Origin of the sequence: Pontibacter sp. E15-1 (assembly GCF_022601975.1) — a bacterium.
Taxonomy (GTDB): domain Bacteria; phylum Bacteroidota; class Bacteroidia; order Cytophagales; family Hymenobacteraceae; genus Pontibacter.
In genome coordinates this window covers 31,391-54,638 of record NZ_JAKVIR010000037.1, presented here as the reverse complement: position 1 = coordinate 54,638, position 23,248 = coordinate 31,391, and the positions used below count along the sequence as shown (strand labels likewise).

General features: G+C 55.7%; 19 protein-coding genes. 11 read left to right on the top strand and 8 right to left on the bottom strand.

Annotated elements, in window-relative coordinates:
- The first annotated feature begins 349 nt into the window (after positions 1–349).
- The 6 genes from MKJ04_RS20875 (at position 350) to MKJ04_RS20850 (ending at position 10,730) form a co-directional block, all read left to right on the top strand.
- Complete coding sequence (locus MKJ04_RS20875) at positions 350–1,717, top strand: sugar porter family MFS transporter (protein ID WP_241643854.1); 1,368 nt, start codon at positions 350–352, stop codon at positions 1,715–1,717.
- Between the two features lie 3 nt (positions 1,718–1,720).
- Entirely contained in the window at positions 1,721–2,611 is an 891-nt protein-coding gene (locus tag MKJ04_RS20870; protein ID WP_241643853.1) for a carbohydrate kinase family protein, read from the top strand.
- A 24-nt stretch (positions 2,612–2,635) separates the two neighbouring features.
- Positions 2,636–5,755 (top strand): SusC/RagA family TonB-linked outer membrane protein, encoded by a 3,120-nt coding sequence (locus MKJ04_RS20865; RefSeq protein ID WP_241643851.1) that lies wholly within the window; start codon positions 2,636–2,638, stop codon positions 5,753–5,755.
- 18 nt (positions 5,756–5,773) lie between these two features.
- Positions 5,774–7,498: a RagB/SusD family nutrient uptake outer membrane protein gene (locus MKJ04_RS20860; RefSeq protein WP_241643849.1), complete on the top strand. Its 1,725-nt coding sequence runs from the start codon at positions 5,774–5,776 to the stop codon at positions 7,496–7,498.
- 143 nt (positions 7,499–7,641) lie between these two features.
- Complete coding sequence (locus MKJ04_RS20855) at positions 7,642–9,297, top strand: glycoside hydrolase family 32 protein (RefSeq protein WP_241643847.1); 1,656 nt, start codon at positions 7,642–7,644, stop codon at positions 9,295–9,297.
- 710 nt (positions 9,298–10,007) lie between these two features.
- The gene (locus MKJ04_RS20850) at positions 10,008–10,730 is read left to right on the top strand and encodes a DUF4397 domain-containing protein (RefSeq protein WP_241643845.1); all 723 of its coding nucleotides are present in this window, start codon (positions 10,008–10,010) and stop codon (positions 10,728–10,730) included.
- 699 nt (positions 10,731–11,429) lie between these two features.
- Here MKJ04_RS20850 and MKJ04_RS20845 read toward each other — a convergent pair.
- Positions 11,430–11,684, bottom strand: a complete 255-nt coding sequence (locus tag MKJ04_RS20845; RefSeq protein WP_241643843.1) for a hypothetical protein — start codon at positions 11,682–11,684, stop codon at positions 11,430–11,432.
- Between the two features lie 475 nt (positions 11,685–12,159).
- Between MKJ04_RS20845 and MKJ04_RS20840 the strand changes: the two genes are divergently transcribed.
- The 3 genes from MKJ04_RS20840 to MKJ04_RS20830 all read left to right on the top strand — a co-directional run bounded on the left by MKJ04_RS20840 (position 12,160) and on the right by MKJ04_RS20830 (position 14,140).
- Positions 12,160–13,077 (top strand): mechanosensitive ion channel family protein, encoded by a 918-nt coding sequence (locus MKJ04_RS20840; protein ID WP_241643841.1) that lies wholly within the window; start codon positions 12,160–12,162, stop codon positions 13,075–13,077.
- Positions 13,078–13,125: 48 nt separating this feature from the next.
- Positions 13,126–13,425 (top strand): hypothetical protein, encoded by a 300-nt coding sequence (locus MKJ04_RS20835; RefSeq protein ID WP_241643839.1) that lies wholly within the window; start codon positions 13,126–13,128, stop codon positions 13,423–13,425.
- A 226-nt stretch (positions 13,426–13,651) separates the two neighbouring features.
- Positions 13,652–14,140, top strand: coding sequence for a DUF4112 domain-containing protein (locus MKJ04_RS20830; RefSeq protein WP_241643837.1), 489 nt, complete (start codon positions 13,652–13,654; stop codon positions 14,138–14,140).
- A gap of 227 nt (positions 14,141–14,367) precedes the next feature.
- Here the strand turns inward: MKJ04_RS20830 and MKJ04_RS20825 are convergent, their stop codons facing one another.
- The 4 genes from MKJ04_RS20825 to MKJ04_RS20810 all read right to left on the bottom strand — a co-directional run bounded on the left by MKJ04_RS20825 (position 14,368) and on the right by MKJ04_RS20810 (position 19,014).
- Positions 14,368–15,003, bottom strand: a complete 636-nt coding sequence (locus MKJ04_RS20825) for a carboxypeptidase-like regulatory domain-containing protein (protein WP_241643835.1) — start codon at positions 15,001–15,003, stop codon at positions 14,368–14,370.
- A gap of 188 nt (positions 15,004–15,191) precedes the next feature.
- The gene (locus tag MKJ04_RS20820; protein ID WP_241643833.1) at positions 15,192–15,710 is read right to left on the bottom strand and encodes a hypothetical protein; all 519 of its coding nucleotides are present in this window, start codon (positions 15,708–15,710) and stop codon (positions 15,192–15,194) included.
- A 168-nt stretch (positions 15,711–15,878) separates the two neighbouring features.
- On the bottom strand, positions 15,879–17,363 hold the full coding sequence (locus MKJ04_RS20815) for a TolC family protein (RefSeq protein WP_241643832.1): 1,485 nt from the start codon (positions 17,361–17,363) through the stop codon (positions 15,879–15,881).
- Between the two features lie 418 nt (positions 17,364–17,781).
- Positions 17,782–19,014, bottom strand: a complete 1,233-nt coding sequence (locus tag MKJ04_RS20810) for a metallophosphoesterase (RefSeq protein ID WP_241643830.1) — start codon at positions 19,012–19,014, stop codon at positions 17,782–17,784.
- A 319-nt stretch (positions 19,015–19,333) separates the two neighbouring features.
- On the opposite strand from MKJ04_RS20810, the gene radC reads away from it, so the two are divergent.
- The gene (radC, locus tag MKJ04_RS20805) at positions 19,334–20,056 is read left to right on the top strand and encodes a RadC family protein (protein WP_241643829.1); all 723 of its coding nucleotides are present in this window, start codon (positions 19,334–19,336) and stop codon (positions 20,054–20,056) included.
- 40 nt (positions 20,057–20,096) lie between these two features.
- Positions 20,097–20,486: a four helix bundle protein gene (locus MKJ04_RS20800; RefSeq protein ID WP_241643827.1), complete on the top strand. Its 390-nt coding sequence runs from the start codon at positions 20,097–20,099 to the stop codon at positions 20,484–20,486.
- 30 nt (positions 20,487–20,516) lie between these two features.
- Here MKJ04_RS20800 and MKJ04_RS20795 read toward each other — a convergent pair whose 3' ends face one another.
- From MKJ04_RS20795 to MKJ04_RS20785, 3 genes are all read right to left on the bottom strand, one after another.
- Positions 20,517–20,714: a YwbE family protein gene (locus tag MKJ04_RS20795; RefSeq protein ID WP_241643825.1), complete on the bottom strand. Its 198-nt coding sequence runs from the start codon at positions 20,712–20,714 to the stop codon at positions 20,517–20,519.
- A 128-nt stretch (positions 20,715–20,842) separates the two neighbouring features.
- Positions 20,843–21,070, bottom strand: a complete 228-nt coding sequence (locus MKJ04_RS20790) for a hypothetical protein (protein WP_241643824.1) — start codon at positions 21,068–21,070, stop codon at positions 20,843–20,845.
- 259 nt (positions 21,071–21,329) lie between these two features.
- Positions 21,330–23,180, bottom strand: coding sequence for a pyruvate kinase (locus tag MKJ04_RS20785; RefSeq protein ID WP_241643823.1), 1,851 nt, complete (start codon positions 23,178–23,180; stop codon positions 21,330–21,332).
- Positions 23,181–23,248 lie beyond the last annotated feature (68 nt).

The following is a 23,248-nucleotide window of genomic DNA, read 5'->3' as shown; positions in this document are numbered from 1 at the left end:
CAGCCTGAGGCAGTAAAGCAGCTAACACTCTTCCCATACATGGCCCAATGCGCATAAATGATTTGATATTGGTATAAATAGTGAGTGCGCGCTCATTTTTTCAAAAAATGTATCAGGAGGTGTATGCATTATCCAACAAGGAGGTATGATTTTGCTACATTTTTGAAAGGATGATACAAAATCGAAAGCGCGATCTGGTCTGGTATAGAAATAAATTTACCTTTTAGAGGCCCAGAACGATGATTTAGTGACTGGTTACTCAATTGGTGAGAATTTAGAACATATTGAAACGTTCCTGAAATTCATCTCTGCTGTTTGCCGCTACATTTGAAGAAAAACAAGCAGCACTATGAACAGCAGGAAGATTTTATTTTGGGCCATCACAGTGGCGTTGGGAGGGTTCTTATTTGGCTTCGACACGGCCGTTATATCGGGTGCGGAGCAGGCCATTCAGCAGGTATGGAACCTCAATGTTTTTGAGCACGGGCTTACCGTTTCCATTGCCTTGATAGGTACCGTGATCGGTGCGCTGCTCGGTGGCTTCCCCTCTGATAAAATCGGACGCAAGAACACCCTGTTCTGGATCGGCGTGCTCTACCTTGTGTCGGCGGCGGGCTCTGCGCTGGCCACCGACTGGTACTCTTTTCTCTTCTTCAGATTTATAGGTGGCCTGGGTGTGGGCGCCTCCTCGGTGGCCGCACCGCTGTACATCAGCGAGATCGCCCCGGCCAAAATGCGCGGCCGGATGGTGGCCATGTTCCAGTTTAATGTGGTGTTCGGTATACTGGTTGCCTTTCTGTCGAACTACCTGCTGCAGGGCATCGGGCCCAACGCATGGCGCTGGATGCTGGGCGTGGAGGGTATACCGGCCATTGTCTTCGTTGGCCTGGTGTTGCTGGTGCCAGAGAGTCCGCGCTGGCTGGTCGTGAAGCGGGGTGCCATAGAGGCCGCCAGGGCCGTGCTGCACCAGATCGACCCCGCCACAGCCGATGCAGAGCTGCGCGCCATTGTCGCCTCCAAAGATGCCGAGGCACGGAAAACAACCGTGGAGGGCCTCTTTTCGAAGCAACACAGCTTCCCGGTTACGCTGGCCGTGCTGTTTGCCGTCTTTAACCAGGTATCGGGCATCAACGCCATCATCTACTACGCCCCGCGCATTTTCGAGATGACGGGACTGGGCAAAGACGCTTCTTTGCTTTCCTCGGCGGGGGTGGGCCTCGTCAACTTCGCCTTCACGCTGCTGGCCCTCAACTTCATCGACCGGGTGGGCCGCCGGACCCTGATGCTGATCGGCTCCTTCGGCCTGATTGCCACGCTGAGCCTGGTGTCGTGGGCCTTTTATACCGAAAGCTTTGGCATGCTGGTGCCGCTCTGCCTGTTTGGCTACATCGCCTTCTTTGCCTTCTCGCAGGGGGCGGTCATCTGGGTGTTCATCTCCGAGATTTTCCCGAACAGCGTGCGGGCAAGCGGGCAGGCGCTCGGCAGCTTCACGCACTGGTTTATGGCGGCGGTCATCGCCTTTGCCTTCCCCTACATCACGGCCACGCTGGGCGGCGGAACCACCTTCCTCATTTTTGCCGGCATGATGGTGCTGCAGCTGCTCTTCGTCTGGAAGGTTATGCCCGAGACGAAAGGCATCTCGCTGGAGGAAATCGGAAATAAAGTGGAGGCACAGGAAGTGGCCTTCGATAACATACATCTCACCAAAACGCATTAACCCATGACCCAACACCAGATTATATGCTTCGGCGAAGTGCTCTGGGATGTGCTGCCAAGCGGCAAGATGCCCGGCGGCGCGCCCATGAACGTGGCCATACACCTGTCCTACAGCGGCTTCACGCCCAGCATCATCAGCCGCGTCGGCAACGACGACCTGGGCAAGGAACTGCTTGGCTTCCTGGAGGAAAAGGCGCTTTCCACCGAGTGGATTCAGACGGGCCAAACCCACCTGACGGGTGTGGTAAAAGCCAACGTCTCCGACAAGAACGAGGTCACCTACAAGATTTTGGAGCCTGTGGCCTGGGACTACATCCAGTACGACGCGGAAGCCGCAGCGCACGTGGCTGCGAGCGACGTGTTTATCTATGGCAGCCTGGCCGCCCGCAGCCAAACCACCCAGAAAACACTGGTGCAGTACCTGGAGCTGGCCAGGTTTAAGGTGCTGGACGTGAACCTGCGCCCGCCATACTACAATGCGGAGCGCATGACCACCCTGCTGCATTTTGCCGATGCCGTGAAGATGAACCACCAGGAGCTGGAGGAAATATCGGGCTGGTTTGGCTGGGTGGGCAGCGAGCAGGAGCAGATGCAGGCGCTATACGAGCATTTTGGCCTGCAGCTGCTGGTGGTTACCCGCGGCGACAAAGGCGCAGCCGCCCTGACGGCGGAAGGCTACCACCAGCACAAAGGCTATAAGGTGGAGGTAGAGGACACCATCGGTAGCGGAGACGCTTTCCTGGCCACCTTCCTGAAGAATTATTTACACCTGGAGCCAGTGGAAGTAGCGCTGGAGAGGGCCTGCCTCGTGGGGGCTTACGTGGCCACGCAGGTAGGGGCAACACCCGCCTATGACTTGTCTAAGTTTGATTTCACTCCCCTGTCTATCTCATAATTTAAACCATTTAATCTCTAGACCATGAAAAACTTTTTATGCATCATGCTGCTACTGCTCACCAGCCTCTCCGTGGTACACGGACAGGGCAAGGCAGTTGTCAGTGGAACTATCAAAGGGCCGGATAGTGAGCCGCTCATCGGGGTTACTGTGGTTTACAAGGGCACCACCACCGGCACAACCTCCGACATGAACGGTGCTTTCCGGCTGCCGGTGCCAGACGCGAACGGCACGCTCGTTTTCTCATATATCGGCTATGCCACGCAGGAGGTGCCCATCCAGGGCAAAGAGCAGCTCGACGTAACGCTCCAGACCGACGATAAAAGGCTGAGCGAGGTAGTGGTGACGGGCTATTCCTCTGAAAAGAGAGCCGACCTGACGGGGGCAGTTGCCGTGGTGGACATGGACAACATCAAAGACAACCCCGCGCCAAACGTGATGCAATCGCTGCAGGGCCAGGTGCCTGGTCTGTACGTGGCGACAGACGGCTCTCCCAACCCAAACACAGAGGTGAGGATACGGGGTACCAGCACGCTCGGCAACAACAACCCGCTGTATATCATCGATGGCGTGCCCTCTACCACCGGCATGCAGTATCTGAACCCGAACGACATCGAGTCGGTGCAGGTGCTGAAGGACGGTTCTTCGGCCTCCATCTACGGGGCCAGGGCCTCGAACGGGGTAATCATCGTGACGACCAAAAAAGCCAAAGCCGGCGAGCTGTCCATTAATTACAATGCCAACGTGGCTGTGGAGCAGTTCAGGTCGAGGCTGGATATGCTGGATACCAACCAGCGCGGCGAGGCCCTGTGGCGTGCCGCCGTAAACGACAACCGTGACCCGGACAACCCACAGTATACCTATACCTGGCACCGCGACAATGCCGGCAACCCCGTGCTGGACGATGTGCAGGTAACGGAGTGGCTGGACGAGGCCATGGGCATCCGGGCCGGGAACACAGACTGGTTCGACGAGATACTAGGGACGGGCGTAAACCACACGCACGACCTGGCGATCTCGCAGGGAAGCGAGAAGGGCGGGTTCAGGTTCTCTGTCAACTATTTCGACAACAAGGGCATTCTGAAGGGCTCTAACTACAACCGCATCACCACGCGCCTGAACTCAAACTACACCCTGTTCAACGGCAAGGTAACCGTGGGCGAGAACCTCTCGATTTCGAAGGCCCGCGAGACACCCATGCCTTCGGGCATCGGGGGCACTCCGCTGATGCTCGGTGTCCGGTCTTTGCCTATCCTGCCCGTGTATACCGAGGATGGTCAGTTTGCCGGGCCTACTGCCGGGGGCTTCTCCGACAGAGACAATCCGGTGGCCGTTATCGAGGATAACAAGCTGGATAAACGGCACACGGCAAAGGTTTTCGGCAATGTGTACGCCAACCTTGAGATCGTCAAAAACCTGAATTTCCGGACCAACTTTGGTGTGGATTACGAGAGCGTGTACTTCCGGAATGTGACGAAAGCATACCAGCGCGGCTTCCTGAGCAACCCGGTTAACTCGCTTTACCAGTCGCAGGGCCACCTGCTGAGCTGGACCTGGAACAACGTGCTGAGCTACCAGCTGGAGAAAGGCGACCACAGCGCCACGTTTATGGCAGGTACAGAGGCGGTAGAAAGCTCTTTCCTGGATTTCTCGGCGTACAGAGAGCAGTTTGCCCTGGAAAACGACGATTACCTATACCTGGATGCCGGTACCGGCAACAAAAACAACAGCGGTGGCGGAACGGGCTTCTCCCTGCTCTCTTACTTCGGCAAGGCCAGCTACGCCTTTCAGGAGAAATACCTGGCCTCGGCCACACTGCGCTACGATGGCTCCTCGCGTTTCGGGCAGGAGAACCGCTTCGGCCTTTTCCCGGCCTTCTCCCTTGGCTGGAGACTGAGCAACGAGGACTTTATCATGAACAACCTCAGCTTTGTGTCGGACCTGAAACTGCGCGCGGGCTGGGGTAAAACCGGTAACCAGTCGATTGCCGACTACGCGACCTATGCCCTTTACCGTGCCAACTACGGCGACGACCAGACCTGGGCACCGAGCAACGCCACCGCCTACGACATTGGCGGCAACGACAGCGGCACGCTGCCATCCGGCTACTATGCCACCCAAACCGCCAACAACAGGCTGCGCTGGGAATCAACGGCAGAGACGAACGTGGGCCTGGACTTTGGCTTCCTGAGCCAGAAGATATTTGGCTCGATGGAGTACTTTGTGCGCAACACCGACGATATCCTGATCCAGCCAGCCTTTATCGGTGTGATTGGCGACGGTGGCAGCAGATGGATAAACGGCGCATCGATGCGCAACAAAGGGTTTGAGTTTGTGCTGGGCTACCGAAACTCGATCGGCACCGACTTCAGCTACGACGTTTCCGCCAACCTGGGCTCGTTCAGAGACAAAATCACGGACCTGCCCGAAGAAGTGCTGCGCTCATACCCCGGAAACATCGAGAAGAACATCCTGGGGCACTCGGTAAGATCCTTCTTCGGCTATGTGGCAGATGGCATTTTCCAGAACGAGGAAGAAGTGCAGGGGCATGCCGAGCAGCCGGGCAAGGGCGTGGGCAGGCTGCGCTTCAAGGACCTGAACGGCGACGGGGTGATCAACACCCTGGACCAGGATTACATCGGGGTGGCAAACCCGTCGTTTGAGTATGGCCTGAACACGAACATGTACTACAAGAACTTTGACCTGAGCTTCTTCTTCCAGGGTATAAGCGGGATGGAGGTGAACACGCAGTCGTTCCAGATTTACTCCGACTTCACTTCCATCTGGAACGGGGAGAACTCCGGGGTGCGCACGCTGGACGCCTGGACGCCTCAGAACACGAGTTCCACGATCCCGGCACTTGCCCTGGCAGACAACAACGACGAGCGAAGGCTGTCTACCTATTACATCAACAACGGCTCATACCTGAAGCTCCGCCACCTGCAGCTAGGGTATAAAATCCCGCAGAATGTGCTGGAGCCGATTTTTGTCAAGAACCTGCGGGTATACCTCCGTGGCGAGAACCTGCTGACCATTAAGGACAACAAGGGCGATGACAAGTTTGTGGGTCCGGACCCGGAGACGCCAAACGATCAGTATCCGCGGCCAACACGGCTCACTTTCGGCTTAAACGTTACATTTTAACTCCTAAGGAAACACATCATGAAAGTTATAAAATATTTTAGCGTTGTTTTGAGTGCCGCCATGCTGTTGGTGAGCTGCAACGACGATTTCCTGGACAACCAGCCCAAGGGCACCGTGAGCGGGGATCAGCTGAACACCCCCAAAACGGTGGAAGACATGGTGGTGGCAGCCTACTCGGCCATCGGTAACGACCACTGGACCGTGCCCTTCGGCAGCATGTGGGCCTACGGCAGCGTCCGCTCCGACGACTCCTACAAGGGCGGCGGCGGAACTGGCGACGTGGGGGATTTCAACAACTACGAGCTCTTTACGTTCAACCGGCCCAACCAGGGCTCTACCGACCTGCTTTGGTACAGGCTGTATGTGGGCGTATCCAGAGCCAACGATGCGCTTGCCAGAATAAACAACCTTAGCGAAACGGAATATCCGCAGAAAGTCCAGCGGGAGGCCGAGATGCGCTTTGTGCGGGGCCACTTCAACTTCATGCTCAAGATTCTCTTCAAGCAGTTCCCATACATCGACGAGACGAAGCAGAAAGACGAATACGCCCAGATCTCGAATGTGGAGTATACCAGCGACGAGCTGTGGGAGAAGGTGGCCGATGATTTCAGGTTTGCGGCAGAGAACCTGAGCTTTGCCTCGCAGGAGGTAGGCCGGCCATCGCAAAGCACCGCCAAGGCCTACCTGGCGAAGGCACTGCTGTATCAGGCGTATGAGCAGGATGCCCAGCACAGCGTGGTGAACGTGAACCGCGAAAACCTGGAGCAAGTGGTGACGTTGGTAGACGAAATCACTGGAAGCTATGCCCTGCAAAGCGACTATGGCCAGAACTTTCTGTGGCAGTATGAGAACAACCAGGAGTCGGTTTTCGCCATACAGCGCTCTGTAGACGACGGTACGCCAAACGGCAGGTTAGACATGGGCAGTGCCTTGAACTACCCGATGGGCTCCACCTACGGCTGCTGCTGGTTCAACATCCCGAGCCAGAATTTGGTGAACTCCTACCAGACCGACCAGAACGGCCTGCCCAAATTCGATACCTACGATGCCACGGACCTGGTGTCGGCGCCGGATTTCAAAGCCCATACCGTAGACCCGCGGGTGAACCATACGGTGGGTATACCGGGCCAGCCCTGGAAGTACCAGCCAAGCGTGATGTATGAGCGGTCGTGGGCCAGAACCCCGGAGCTGTACGGGGTGTTCTCGTCTATGAAAGAGGTGCAGCAGCCAGACTGCGCTTGCCTCCGCAAGGTGGGGCCTTTCTTCGCGAGCTCCAAAAACAACGTGGTCATCCGGTATGCTGATGTGCTGCTCTGGAAAGCGGAGGCGCTGATAGAGCTGGGGCGCCAGGACGAGGCGCTGCCCCTTATCAACAGTATAAGGGAGCGCGCGCAAAACAGCACGGGCATGCTGAAAGACGCCAATGGCAACCTGATCTCTGATTTCCGGGTGGATACCTACAAGCCAGGCGTGAACATTGACTGGACACAGGAGAACGCGCGCAAGGCCCTGCGCTGGGAAAGACGCCTGGAGTTTGCCATGGAAGGCATCCGCTTCTTCGACCTGGTGCGCTGGGGTATTGCCGCCGAGACGCTGAATGCCTACTTCGACTCGGAAGAGACCAAGCGCCAGTACCTGAAAGACGCGCAGTTCCAGAAGGGCCGCGATGAGTATCTGCCCATTCCGCAGCAGCAGATTGACTTCAGCAAAGGCCTGTACAAGCAGAATGCCAACTGGAACTAAGCCCTGCATGATTTAGTCGCTTCTTTAGATAGAGGCACAGCAAGTAGCGTATACGAGCTGAGAAACCTTAACTTATAAACACAGGAAAGGCAGTGCCCCTATATAGCGGACACTGCCTTTCATACCATCAAACACCTATTCATATGCAGATAAAAAAACTATACCTGCTCGCCGCGCTGGGCTCCGTGCTCTACAGCTGCAGCTCCAACAAAGCTTCCGTGGAGCACGAGACGGAGATGGCAGGCACCGAGGCACCGGCAGCGGGCAGCGAGCTCCACCGCCCCCAGTTTCACTTCACGCCGCCCGCCAAATGGATGAACGACCCCAACGGCATGGTATACCACAACGGCGAGTACCACCTGTTTTACCAGCACAACCCCGACACCACGGTATGGGCGCCGATGCACTGGGGCCACGCCGTGAGCAAGGACATGGTGAGCTGGGAGCACCTGCCCATCGCGCTCTACCCGGATAGCCTGGGGATGATCTTCTCGGGCAGCGCCGTGGTGGACAAGAACAATACCTCGGGCTTCGGCACGGACGGGAACCCGGCGATGGTGGCTATTTATACCTACCACGACATGCCCGGCGAGAAAGCCGGAAAAGACGACTACCAGAGCCAGGGCATCGCCTACAGCCTCGACAATGGCCGCACCTGGACCAAGTATGCGCAAAACCCCGTGCTGAAAAGCCCCAACATCCGCGATTTCCGCGACCCGAAGGTGAGCTGGTATGAGGCCGGTAAAAAGTGGGTGATGACCCTGGCCGTGGCAGACCACATCCGGTTCTATACCTCAAAAAACCTGAAGGACTGGAAGCTGGAAGGCCAGTTTGGCCAGAACATAGGCGGCCACGGCGGCGTGTGGGAGTGCCCGGACCTGTTTAAGATGAAAGTGGCCGGCACCAACGAAGAGAAGTGGGTGCTGCTGGTGAGCATCAACCCGGGCGGGCCAAACGGTGGCTCGGCCACGCAGTATTTCGTGGGAGATTTCGACGGCAGCACCTTTAAACTCGACCCGCAGTTTGAGGCTAACCTGAAAGGCGAGTATGCCGTGGCAGGCACGCCGGTAAACAAAGGCAAGGGCATCTGGATCGACTATGGCCGCGACAACTACGCTGGCGTGACCTGGGCCAACGTTCCGGAGAGCGATGGCCGCCGCCTGTTTCTGGGCTGGATGAGCAACTGGGACTATGCCAACGTGGTGCCCACCGAAAACTGGCGAAGCGCCATGACAGTAGCCCGCACACTGGAACTGGAGAAAACGGATGCTGGCCTGCGCATCGTCTCGAAGCCCGTGAAGGAGTTAGAGAACATCTTCGGCACCAGCTATACCCTGGAGGCGCAGACGGTTACGGATGCCCTGGCTTTGTCTGAGAAAGCGCCCTTCAAGACGGCTACCTTTGATTTGCAGCTCGAGCTGGAACCGGTGGGTGAGGCCGCTCAGTTCGCCATCGAACTGTCGAACGACATGGGCCAGAAAGTGCTGATTGGGTATGACGCAACGCGCAAGCAGTATTACATTGACCGCCGGGAAGCTGGCAAGCACGATTTCTCCGACAAATTCGGGGGGATACATTATGCCCCGCGCATCGCCTCGGATGCCACGTTCCCGCTGCGCCTGGTCGTGGATGTGGCCTCGGTGGAGCTTTTTGCCGACAACGGCAAGACCGTGATGACCGATGTTTTCTTCCCCGATGATAAATTCACGAAAGTGAGCATCATCGCAGACAAGGGAGAGGTTAAACTGAAGTCGGGTACGCTGACGGAGGTTAAGTCGATCTACAGCGCGGTGCAGTAAGCGTACCGCCCTTCGTCCGCAGGCGAAGGACGGGTATACTGTGGTATGGAACAACAAGGCCCTGCAACGATTAGGTTGCAGGGCCTTGTTGTTCCTGGCGGGCAAGTAGGGTATACTGCCTGCCCGGTAAGCGAAATTCGGAGGCAGAACTTTAGGAAAGAACACCTCCGTTCAGGTCCTTTATGTGCTGGCAGTCGCGCTGGGGCAGGTATGGACAAGGGGTATAAAGTTGATCAGCCTGCCTTAAAATGTAGCGACTCTTTATGGCGCCCCGAAAGCTTTCGGGGTGCCTGCCTCTCAAAGCATCCAACCTGCCACACATCGCCCGACAATAGCATCACAAGCGGACGCTTGCGCCCCTGTTTGTAGCCTCCAAACTCACGAAATAAAAAATACTCCTGTACGCAAAACCCATTCGATAATGGTATAAATTCTGCATCTGAAAGTGCTTATGTGGTTGATGAAAAAACTCTCCCGCCCCAACTCTTCCGAAGAGAGCCCTTGCCCCAGAAGTGAAGCGAAAAGCCAGCTTATACCTGGAACTTCTGTTTCTTAAAAATACAATAAATAAGAATTGAGCTTACGTTAATTTTTGCCGCTTGCAACCCACTGCTTACTTTTGGGGTCATGTAGCCGGAGTAACTGCCCCGCATACTGAGCAGGGCAGGCGCTGAACGATACATTTACTTATACCACATCCAATCACCTTTATGAAAAAGCTTTCGAACAAATTCTCCATTAGCAGGGCTGCCATGTTTTGCTTCGCCCTACTGGCACTCGCCTTTACCGGGTGTATGGACAAAAACGATACGGACACCCCGACCCCCGTGGAGGTATCCTACGTCAACTTATACCACGGCTCGCCCGATGGGCCGGATTACAATGTGATGCTCGACGACGAGAAGATCAACAACCAGGCATTTCTGTATGCGAATAACTCTGGCTATTTTAAACTGCCGGCAGGCAGCCACAAGATTGCGTTCACACCCGTAACGGCCACCACATCCCAGGTCGACATCACCCATACTTTTAAAAAAGACAGTATCTACTCCTTGTTTGCCGTAGGCCAAGCGGCTAACACCGAAATACTTATCCTGAAAGACAGTCTGATTGCCCCGGTTAGTGGCAGTGCGGCGATTCGGCTGGTAAACCTTTCGCCCGATGCGCCTGCCCTGGACGTGGTAATTGCCGGAGCCGAGGCTACTCCGGTTTTCACGGGGTTCGGTTTCAAGGGCAATACCCAGTTCAAGAATATTGTCTCCGGCACCTACTCCTTCAAGGTGAAAGCGACCGGAACTGATGATGTGCTGGTGCCGGCAACAAGCTTCGAGTTGAACGTGGGAGGAAACTATACCCTGATTGTGCGCGGCTTCCAGACTCCCCCAAGCGGCAACACCAATGTGCTCAGTCTGCAGATGATCCGAAACTACTAATACCGCTATCAAATAGACTCTGCGCAGTTGGGCTTGCTCATTCGGAAGAAGCAAAAAAAATAACCCACCCCTACCCCTCCCAAGAGGGCCCCTACCCCCACGAGGGGAATTGCACTACTTGAAAGGCGAGGCTGTATGTGCTTATCAATTGATATTGCTCTAAGCGCACAATTGCGTTTCGCGCCCAAAAACGAAATTTGATTATACTATATCCTATGTTACCGGAAGTAGGGCTGCTTTAGAAACCGTCAACTCAGGAATAGCTATAGGTTAACCTGCTTTCAGATAAGTTTTTCTGCTTTGGAGAAGTATAGTTTAGCTAGATGAAGGCAAAATGATTCCCAGTTTTTCCAGGAGGCGCCGGGGGTAGGGGCCCTCTTCTTGTAGATTTCCGGTGCCACGTCAGTGGCAGCCGTTAGGCAGGAAATGTACACAGTGCCGAGCGGGAAAACGCGCCCCAGCGGGCGTGGAGCGCAAAGCAAGCTATGAAATAAGGCTGTATAAGTTTTGAAATAACTGCTTTATTCCTGAGTTTAGGTAAGATTATTCTTGGAGGCATCCTCAAACAGACAGCGCCAGACGGTATAGCATATAGCTTTCTGTCTGGCGCTGTCTGTTTGGGGTATGGCTATTACGCATGCACCCGGAAGCCTTTGTCTTGCACGGGGCAGTAAGGGAAAGTCCACAGCGGGCGAAATGTTACAGGCATTGGCGGAGGTCCTGAAGGTTTATCTGGTCCAGGTAGGGCTCCAGGTATACCGTGCCCTGCAGGCCGCGAACCAGCACGAACTCGTGCCGTCGGGGCTCGAACCATACCTCCGCGAAAAACTGGTGCACGTGGTACAGGCAGATCACGTACTGCGACCGATGCCGCAGCGCCAGAAAGGTGCCCTGCTCCATCAGAATCCCTGCCCGTTGCGCCAGTGGCTGCTTGTTAAATTGAGATAGGTTCATATACTGAAATATACGACTGCAACTACGTGATGATAACGAAGCGGGGCGATATAAATTGGGTGGCGTCGTTTTTGGAACGCGTTTGTTACCTGTGTAAAGGTTTGGGAATGAGGGTATAACAGGTGGCTTCGGCCCGCTATAAAACAGGGGTGAGAAAAAAGAAAAAATAAATCCGCCTTTTATCTAACCTTTTCTATATAGGAAGAGTATCAATAGGCAGAATATCTGATTAATTTAGATGAAAAGGTTGATCTAAAGGCCCGTGGAGTGAACGCTGCGGGCCTTTACCTTTTTTATAGTTTCGTGTCCGCGCGCCGGTGTTTCAAGTCTGCCGCTATACCTAACTCCTTGGGCCAACCGCGATGCCCTCCATTCCGTTTAGATGCATCAGGCGCGCGCCGCTGGGCAGGAGAGCCTGAGTTGACCCCTCTCCCCGTGCAGCATCTTGTCCGCCGCAAGATAAACCACATCCTATATGCAAGACAACAACAGCTTTAGCTTTACTAACACCTCCAACGATCTGATACGGGTGGCCAACGAATACTGGGAAAAACTCCTATTCATGCTTCCCAACATTGTGCTGGCAATCCTGATCCTTTTCATAGCACTGTGGCTGGCGCGCAAGATCAGGCTGGGGCTCGAAACAAAGCTCGTCAATAAGGCACACGACAAGATCACGGGGAGGTATATTGCGCTCGTCTCCAAGTGGCTGGTTATTATTGTGGGGTTCCTGCTGGTGCTCCAGACGCTGGGCCTGAGCGGGGTGGCCAGCGGCGTGCTGGCCAGTGCCGGGCTGTCCGCTGTCGTGATCGGATTCGCCTTTAAAGACATCGCCGAGAACTTCCTGGCCGGTCTGATCCTGGCTTTCAACCGCCCTTTCGAGATAAACGATACCATTGAAGTGGATGATACCATTGGCAAGGTGAAGGAACTGCACCTGCGTACCACCCATATCCTCACCTTCGACAGCAAGGACGTATTCATCCCCAACGGCATTATCCTGACCTCCAAAGTGACCAACCTTACCCAGAACGGGCTGATCCGGATGGACTTTGTGGTGGGCATCGATTACAACGACAACATACAGGATGCCATTGACCTGATAGAGAAGACCGCGCTGGGCGTGGAGGGCGTATTGCAGCGAGACCCGCCATACGCCATTGTAGAAGAGCTGGGCACCAACACCGTGAACATAAAGGTATTTTTCTGGGCCGAGACAGACGACTACAAGAAGGCGGTGTTGTTGCTGAAGGGAAGCATCATGCAAGCCGTAACTAAAGCCCTGCTGGACAACGGCTTCGGCTTGCCGGCCAACATCCAGGAACTCAAGCTCTACGATTATCAGAAAGACATCCCGGTGCGGATGACGGCGCAGGCCGAAGAGGGCGCGTAATTCCGGCACGGTTTTTCGGACGGCTGTGTTTTCAACTAGCGTCCTGATATGAAAGTTACGTACCTCAAAACCCTGCTGCTGGCCGGGGGCATTTTGTTTGTGGCGGCCTCCTGCTCCAGCACCAGAAAGAACCCGTCGCGCACCGGCAAGGTGATTGTGATTGATGATGCCAGACACGACCGCACCGGGAATGGGCGCAAAGACAATGGCAAGCACAAAGGGTGGCACAAAAACAGCAATAACCCGCATCACCCCAACACCACAAACCCTGGCCATACCAAGCACAAAGGCGATAAGTACGACAAGCACGGGAAAGGCGAAAAGCACCACAAGCACAAAAATCACTAAGCAGGTGCAGGAGACGTAATTGGGGCGGTCAGAGCTGAGTAGGGCTTCGACTGCCCCAATTGCGTTTTTAGTCAGGAATTAAGGGTATGAGGCAACGGTCTGTACTTATAAACGCCGCAGCATCCGGAAACGGGTACACCGCTTATTTAAGGCTGGTTGCGGAGTGTAATCGGGCTAGCCAAAAGCAGCCATACCCTTCGGGGGTTGCTTGCGTATAAGCGCGTATATGTCGAAAGAGAACGTACGCTACACCCGCACCCCACAGTCTGAGCGGCTGAAATGGGTAGATACCATGGCACACCTGATGGATAGCCAGTTTGTGTTGCCTGGCACCAGGTTTCGGTTTGGGCTTGATCCTTTGCTGGGCCTCCTGCCAGTTGCCGGCGACCTGGCTTCTTTCGCAATGTCGGCTGTTATCGTGCTGACCATTGCGCGGCACGGAGCCAGTGGCAAGCTTGTGGCACTCATGCTCGTTAACATCGCGCTCGACGCCATCATCGGCAGTATCCCTATCTTAGGAAGCATTTTCGACTTTGCCTACAAAGCCAACGAGCGCAACGTGCGCCTGCTCCGGCGGCACTACGAGGAAGGCAAGTACGAGGGCAGCGGCAAAAGCATTATCATGGCGGCGGTGGTTGGCGTGGTCGTCGTGTTTGGGTTACTGCTGTGGGCGATGTGGGAACTGGCGGCCTGGCTATACCAGCTTATTTTCTAGATTGGCACGCTGGCCAATGTTCCGGCCAGCACTGACGCCTTTATCCTTTTTATTTCTAATCCTCTGTTTCCAGCAGGATAGCCCTGTCCGGACTTCCTGTTTCGGCCAGGAACGTGTGTAATAGCCATTCTCTCCGCAAAATCATACCCTCCGGGCATCGGGCAGTAGGTATGGTATAATCCCCAAAGCGTGTTGCTGTTTTATAACCCCCTGCCCGAAAGCTGCTTTCAGTGGTAACCGGTATTGTCTTTAAAGAAACGGTTATAGTCTTCCTCCTCTTTTATTTTCTGCTTGAGCTCCTGCTGGCGCTTCAGTTCCTCTAGCTTGCGCAATTCCTTGCCTTCTTTCGAGAGCATGTCATAGAGCAGGCCGATGGGGTTGGCGATGGTGGGGCCGGCGGCAGGAGGCGGGGGAGGAGGCTCCAGGCCAGGAATGTAGCCGGGGCGTTTGACCTGGCTGGCCTGCTCCCGCTTCATGTTGCGCAGCGCCCTGTCGATCATCTCCTGCGAGGGGCGGCTGGTTACCTCTACCTCGCCCAGCATCACGCTGTCTTCCTGCAGCACAATGTTCACGCGCAGTTCCGACACCGGGAGCTTGCTGGGTAGGTATAAAAGGGGCTTGAAACCGACGGCCCGGATCAGCAGGGTGTCGTTCTGGTTCACGTCAATCCTAAACTTCCCCTGCTCATCCGAAAGTACCCCCATATCGGTGCGCATCTTTACCACAGTAGCGCCCGGCACCGGGGTTTGCTTGTCTGGTTGCAGCACCGTTCCGCTAAGCCGGATGCTTTTCTGGGCATGGGCGGGCAGATAGCAGCATATAAGCAGGCAGGCAAGAAGATAGAGCAGGAAGTGTCGGTGCATGAATGTGGATGGTGCCGCAGCAGCGCGGCTATATATGGATTTACTTAAATACGCCCAAATCAGCTAAAAAGTATGCCAGCCTCCAGAAAAACAGACTCGACCTATAAAAGTAAAGATAATACGGCTAAAATCAACAGGAGCCTGCGGCAACTTGTGCCACAGGCTCCTGTTTGTGAGGCTTTGTGCGCTTACTGCATCTCGGTGCCGGAGGCGTTGTTGCCTGCGGCCGGAGCATTGTATTTTGAGCGGTTTTGCTCGTAGGCTTTGTATTGTTCCGGCGTCAGGATTTCCTTTACCTTCGCGTCTGTGTCCGTGTCGATGCGCTTGCGCTCCGCGTCCATCCGCTGCTTGCTGTCGGTGTTGGCGGCGGCCTGCTGGTAGCGCTGCTCCATCTCGCTCAGCTGCCTGTTGCGGTCGTAGTATACCTGCACCATCTGGGTGGCCACCTCGCCCTCCAGGCCCATGTCCGCGTTTACCTGCTGCGAGAAGGCGTCCCGGTCGAAGCCATACATCTGGCCTGCCTCGGGAGCGGCAGGGGCCGTTCCGCCCGGCTCGGCATCGCCGTAGCCCCTGATGTGGCTCGGATCTACATTTTCGTTTTCGTTAGAGTCAACCACCTCGGTGGTGGTGCCCCGGTCTTCGGAGCAGGAGGTTGCCGCAAACAGCAGCGCGCTCAGGGCAAAAGCAGAATACAGTATCTTTTTCATAGTTGGTTGTGTGTTTCGGGTTAACGAGCTGCGGGTTGTCTCGGGCCAGACGGCACAAAAGGCGCAGCCCTCTGTTTTACGGAGGGAGCCGGATGGGGTTAGCGCCCGGTTGCCCGACAGCGGCGCAAGGCGGGAATCACGTGAGGGGATGCCTCTCAGCAGGTGGAGTTACAGCTCACCCACCAGCGACTGCTTTGTCTCGAAGTCATACAGGGTGAGGCGGCGCAGGGTATAATAGGCCGACCAGAAGCTCCGGAGCGAGGAGATAAAGCTACGGCTGGCCTTGTCGCGCTCTTCCGTGGCCACATTCAGGTCCAGGATGCCAAGGTGCCCACTCAGGTAGCGGTCTTTGGTGATGTTAAAGCGCTTCTCCGCGATCTCATCTGCCCGCCTCGCGCCGATTACCTGCTGCCGAAGCACCCGGAAGCGCTTTACGTTCAGGTATATTTCCTGGTCGAAGTTTATTTTCTGCTGCTCTATGTTTTGCTGCACCAGCGTTCTGTTGGCCGTGGCGGTCCCTATCTTGGAGGCCGTCCGGCCCCAGTCCATAATGGGTATGTTGAAGCCCACGCGCGCGCGCTGCTGCGGCACCGGGTCAGAATACACGTCCTGAAACTCGATGGACTGCTGCGTGAGGCCAAACGAGGCGTACAGGTCGGCGGTAAAGCCCGTTTCGCCCTTCGCCTGCGCCACGCGCCGCTCGGCCTCCAGCATCTCCCGCTTAAAGCTAATTACCCGCTGGCGGTTTTTGTGCGCCTGCTCCAGCGCCACCTGCTCATCCACCTCAAAAATCGGAATCTCGTACGGAGCGATCAGTTGGATGGGGTTGTCGTCGGTGATGCCGAGGTATACTTTCAGGTTCAGGGTGTTGGCCTCCACGTCGAGGGTGGTCTGCTCCAGGTTCTGCTTCGAGTTCAGAAGGGTAAGCTCCATCTGCAGCAGCTCGTTCTGCGGGATCTTGTCTGCCGCATACCGGCTCTCGGCCAGTTTGTAGAGGGTATCGTTGTTAGCCACGTTCTTCTGGGCGATCTGCAGGCTTATCTGGCTCAGCAGCAGGTTGAAGAAGTGGTTGGTTGCGGAGCTGGCAATCTCCTCCATCTCCTCGCGGTAATCCCGCTGGGCCTCCTCATACCGGAGCGGAGATATCTTGCGGTCCCAAGCCCGGTAGTTAAACCCGAAGATGGGCTGGTTGAGGGTGATGGTGGCCGGTATGGACGAGTAGCGCGTGCGGTTAACCTCAGCCTGAAAGTCATCGAGGCGCTTGATCTGGGAGTTGATGGAAATATACCCCCCCGTCAGGCCTATTTCCTGCCCCAGTGAGAGTTGCAGGTATGAATTGGCATTGTGAGTGTTGATAAACACCAGGCTGCCAGTGTCGGTAATGCGGGGGTCGATGGTGCGGTTATACTCCGGCAGCACGCCACGGAGGCTCAGTTGCGGGTAATAGTTAGAGCGGAAAGTCTTGTACTGCCACTGCCTGTTCTCGAGCAGCACCGAGGCGCTCCGGTAGCTCGGCGACTGCTCTTTGGCCATCTCCACGGCGCTGTAGAGCGTCAGCTTCCGGGTATAGGTCAGATCTTGCGCCAAGGCAAACGACGAGAGGAACAGAAAAGCCACTAACTGCAGAAAGGCAAGAACACACTTAATCATCATCAGGGTAACCGTAAAAAAGCTCTGGCACAGGCAAAGCCCCGCGCTGGCACCCCGCGGGAAGCGAAGCGCGAAACGGAGCTGTAAGTGCCGGGGATAGCAAGGCCACGAACGCACGCCAGGCTTCCTGTGCGGAGGGCATGGCGTGACATACCTTCCTTAGCCTCCTAAATTAAAGCAAGAATAGATGCCAAACAAATAAAAAGTGTTGCCACAGCAAATTGCTGGCCCGCTCAGGCAGCATTTGACGCAAGGAAAGCTAAAACCCTTTAGCAGAGACAGTTTTTGGCGGGATGCCCGGTATGCAAGCAGTTTGGTTTTTTTCTGGGGCGGCGGGCCGGGTGCCCGCTCTGGCAGGGTATGGCCACCCCAAAAACAGGCATCGCCAGCGGTATGGGCTGGCGATGCGGGGAAGAAAATTTTATGCCCTTTTGAGCTCAAACACCGTGATTTCGGGCAGGAACCCGACCCGACCGGGATACCCCAGAAAACCCAGGCCGGTGTTCACGTACAGGTGCTGGCGGCCATTTTTATAGAGGCCTGCCCACTGCTTGTACACATACTGCACCGGGCTCCATTTCCAGCCGGGTATGTTCACGCCAAACTGCATGCCGTGCGTGTGCCCCGATAGCGTCAGGTCTATGTCGTTGTATTTCGGGTTGATCTCGCCGTCCCAGTGTGACGGGTCGTGGGAGAGAAGCACCTTGAAGGGGGTGTCCTCGGTACCGCGATAAGCCTGCTCCAGGCGGCCGTATTTCGGGAAACCGACCTTGTTGCCCCAGTTCTCCACACCCAGCACCGCCAACTGCTGGCCGTCTTTCTCAATAATCCGGTGCTCGTTCATCAGGATTTGCCAGCCCATCTTGCCGTGGCTGTCGATGAGGTGGCGCAGGTTCTCGCTTTTGGCCTCGGCACTGGGCCAGGTCACGTAATCGCCGTAGTCGTGGTTGCCGAGCACCGAGAAAACGCCTGACTTCGATTTAATTTCTTTCAGCGTGCCGATGTGCTCCTGCACCTCCGTGGCAATGTTATTCACCAGGTCGCCGGTAAAGAACACAAGGTCTGCCTCCTGTTTGTTGATCAGCTGCACGGCTTCCTTCAGTGGGTCTGTGGAGGTGAAGCTGCCCGTGTGCAGGTCCGATATCTGCAGCACCTTATACCCGTCAAAAGCCTCTGGCAGGTTCGGGAAACGCAGGGTGATACGCTTCACCTGGTAATCGTAGGCTCCCTTCACCATGCCATATATAAAGGCGGTAAACGGCACGGCTGCGGCCAACAGCCCCAGCTGGCTCAGGAACTTGCTGCGCGAAGGGTCGAAAACGGCGTCGCTGCCAGCATAATGGCGCACGAGCTTGCCAACGCGCACCGTGTCGTCGAGCAGCAGAAACAGCACTACCACCAACTTAGAGGCGAAGATGATGAAGAGCGTGCTGGCGAGGTATGTTTTGAAGGCGTTGGGCGGCATGCCGCGCGTGGCGGTAGCCAGCACCAGCGTGCCTGCCGTGATGGCAAAAACCGCCCAGTGTAAATAGTAAATAACCCGCTGTGCGGTAGGGTCGAGGTTCTGTGTAACTGTTTTGATGGCCTGGAACACATACAGGTCCACCAGAAAAAGGAACAGCACCGCTGTTCCGGAGGATAGGATACTTCTCATATAGGCGGTATAACCTGCTGCGGGGTGATATTGTTTTAGAGCATGTTTGAATTTCATTTTTGGAAGCGAAGAATGTTCAGGAAAGGTTTTGACGAAGCGTTTTTTGAGCCGCATAGCAGCGCTATGGGGCGATAAAAAGGTGAAGTCAGGCTCCTTGATGGACGTTTTGTAGCCCAAAAGATGAATTTTAAACATGCTCTAAACTGCCAGCAGTTATATTTCTTCTTGTTAAGGTTAAATTAAAGTGCGTTGCGCTGAACTAATTATTCTCAAAAACAATTGCTCATTCATCTCTCAACCTACAAAATCTGTACCGCAAGTGAAAGACACGGAAGCCACTGCCACAGCGCCCTACCAGCCGCTGCTCAACATCAAAACCTGGGCCGAGGAAGACCGGCCCCGCGAGAAGCTGCTACTGAAAGGAAGGGCCGCCCTCAGCGACGCAGAGCTGATCGCGATCCTGATCGGCTCCGGCACCACCAGGCTGACAGCCGTGGACGTGGGCAAAATCATCCTCGCGGCAGTGGGCAACGACCTCAACGAGCTGGCCCGCCTGACGGTGAAGGACCTGACAAAACATCCGGGCATCGGGGAGGCCAAGGCCATTTCCATTGTCAGTGCGCTGGAGCTGGGCCGCCGCCGCAAGGAGACTGCCGCCGCGGCCAAAACGCGCATTACCTGCTCCACCGACATTTATACCTATATCAAACCGCAACTGCTCGACCTGCCCCACGAGGAATTCTGGATCATACTGCTCAATAGGGCCAATGTGGTAATGAAAAAGGAAAGCATCAGCGCAGGGGGAGTGGCCGGCACGGTGGCAGACCCGAAGCTGATTTTTAAAAAGGCGCTGGAGTACCTGGCCAGTTCTGTCATTTTGGTGCACAACCACCCCAGCGGAAACACCAAGCCCAGTGCCGCCGACATCGCCCTGACCAAGAAAATGAAAGAGGCCGGCCAGTTTCTGGACCTCCCCGTGCTCGACCATATCATCTTCACCGACAACGACTACTACAGCTTCGCCGACGAGGGGATCTTGTGAGTTGGGGAGTTGGGGAGTTAGAAAGTTAGAGAGTTAAGGTATGAGTGAGGAGAGATTGGGCAATTTTGAGTTTGCGGAGGTGTTTAAGAGGCGCACGAAGGTTTTTGCGCTGCGTGTGGTTAAACTATTTCAAACTTTATCGAACAATGCGGAGGCGCAGCTTCTCGGGAAGCAATTGCTGCGTGCCGCTACGTCTGTGGCGGCAAATTACCGTGCCGCTTGCCGTGCCCGGTCAGCAGCAGCGTTCACTCCTAAAATCGGATTTGTGCTGGAAGAAGCAGATGAGTCGCTTTTCTGGCTTGAGCTTTTAGAGGAGACCGGAATTATACCTGCCCAGCGGTTAACGCAGCTAAAGCAGGAAGCCAATGAACTGACAGCCATCCTCACCACAATCAGAAAATCCTTCCAAAAGAAAAAAGCAACTCTCTAAATTCCAAACTCCCAAACTCTCCAAAGCTCCCTAACTTTCCAATATTTCCTTCACACGGCCTACTTCGCCGGTTTCCAGTCTTACCTTAATGCCGTGTGGATGGGTAGGCGAGTTGGTGAGGATTTTCTCGACGTAGCCTTCCGTGAGGTCGCCGGAGCGCTGGTCTTCTTTCAGCACGATGTGCACGTGCAGGCCCGGTGTGATGTTGGCGCGTTTTCTTCCGTCCATATAGCGTTGGTGTGATTTGAGCGGCAAGGTACGTAAATTTCCAGCGCTTGCAGCCCGGAGAAAGCTATGGCTGTTGGTTCGTCACGATGTTCAGGTACTCCTCATCGAAGCTCCAGCGGGAGGGCGGGTTAATTTTTCTTCAGCTGTTTTTCCTGCGGGGCAGACTTTTTCTGTTCCATTTCGTTTGCGTGCCGCATGTGCAGCAGAATGGCCACCAGCCCTGCCAGCAGGCCCGACAAAATCATGTGCAGGCCAAGCATGTTTTCCGAAAGGTCGAAAAATCGTACGGCGATGCCGCATGCCACCAGCAGTGTGGCAAGTTTGTAAAACAGCTTCTCTAGGTTCCTGTCTTTCATCACGATACACTTTACTGAACAATTCCCACCCAAGGGCAGGCTGGGGTATACCCTTTATAAAGAGACCGTGCAGACGCCATACCGCCTGGTAAAGTGTTTTGGGCACGTTTATCCTGCGATCCGCGGGAATAACAGGCACCCGGCTTGCACTGGCCTGCTGCTAAGGTATAGAAAATGAATTAAAAAGTACAGGGTATCGGCCTGAAATTCAATTATATGAAGTTTTTTCTGCATCTGAGCGGTAGAGCGCCCGGGCTGCCTACTCCTGCAGCGCATCCAGGTCTGAGACGTGCAGGCTGCGCAGCATGGATGTTTTTTTATGCTGATGTTCCTGCATCCGCACCAGAATATCGTGCAGCAGCTCTATCGCCTGAATCACGTGCGGCCCCTTGTTCAGCATCACGCAGTCGGCGCGCTGGGCCATGGCGGCATCCGTGATCTCGGCCCTGGATGGGCGGCCTTTTTTAGCCAGGGTCTCCAGCACCTGCGTGGCCCATACCACGGGCATATGGGCAGCCTCGCACAGCCACAGAATCTCCTCCTGCACCTCGGCCAGCCGAAGCCAGCCGCACTCCACGGCCAGGTCGCCGCGGGCGATCATGATGCCTGCCGGGTAGCCTTTCATGGTGGCCAGCAGCAGGCGGGGCAGGTTCCGGAATCCCTCCTTCGTCTCTATCTTCAGCATCACGCTCAGCTTTTTTTCGGCCTTCAGCTTCCGCAGCTCCTTGTGCAGCGCCTCCACATCCTCCACATAGTTCACAAAAGAGAAATTGACGATGTCGGCGTGTTTGGCCACAAATTTTAGGTCCTGCTTGTCCTTTTTGGTCATGCCATTCAGCCGGATGGCGCTTTCGGGCAGGTTGATGCCGTTGTCTGCGCGTAGCTTGCTGCCTTTTTCGCTGGCATAGGTAATCTTCACCAGCAGCGCGTCTTGGCTTACTTCCGTGATGATGCCTTCTATCTTGCCATCGTCGAAGAGGATCGGCTGGCCTACTTTGGCCTGAGCAAACACCTCGGGCAGCGTGCAGGAGATGTGCGCTGGCTGCACCACGTGGCCCCGCGCATTATACCGGGCCGGTTCCCCGGGCCTGAGCTCGCGGGTGAGCTGCAGCAGGTTGTCTTTTTTGAGGATGATCGGGGAAAAGGTGGCCGGAAGTTCGCCCACCGCTGTTTTGCGTGCCGCCACCGCCTTGTTTTTGATGCGCAGCTCAGTGCCCGTCTGTATGTATGAGGTCTTGAAAAGGTGGGCGACCACGCCATTCACCTCTTTGCGCATGATCGAGAAGGAGCGCTTGCGGCCGCGGGTATCGGTAAACAGGATTTTGTCGTTCTCCTGCAACTGCGCCAGCCACTCGGCCTGCACCGGGAGCCAGGCATCAGTGTTTTTGGGTGGGGGCGCATCCGGAGGGGCCAGCCACACGTTGGCCGCCTCCGTGGTTTGGCCGAGCTCGTTCTGCGCCGGCCGGATGGTGATAAGCCTGGGGCCTGCCTCCAGGGGACCCGTGCGGAGTTTCGGCCCCATCAGGTCCATCAGGATCTTGCAGGTGGTGTTGGTCTCTTTCTCGGCCTGGTGGATGAGGTGGACCATCTGGAGCCATACCGCCTCGTTGTCGTGGGCGCAGTTGATGCGGGCGCAGTTCATGCCTGCCTTCAGCAGGCGCAGGATCAGCTCGTAATTCCCGGCAGCCTCGCTGGGGAGGGTGACCATGATGCGGGTGGAGCGCTTGGCAGGCCGGGGCCCCAGCAGGGCTTCGGTGTTCGCGTCGAGGAGCTCCACATTTTCATGGAACGAGACAGCAAGCGGCCTTTTGGTGGGGGCACAGTCCTGGAGGTGGCACAGCTGGTGTCGCACGGCCTGCAGACTGGCCAGCACGTGGCCCTCCGCGCGGCCCAACGACGAGAGCCCCAACTGCGAGAGGCTTTCCTGCAAACCACGGATGTCGTGCTTCCGCAGCGAGAGGTAGTGCAGCAGGTTCCGGGCGCTCTTTTTAAAAGTAGGGTGTACCTGGTCAATGGCGGTGGCAAATTTCTCTTCGAGCGCCACAGCCTCCTGGTGCAACGTGTCGATCTGCGCGATTAGGGCTTCTAACTGGCTTTTTTTCTTCGTCATGGCATCATAGCTGCTGTCTGTGTTTACAAACTGAGGATGTTAGCGTTAGGTTGTGCCAGGTACGAAGT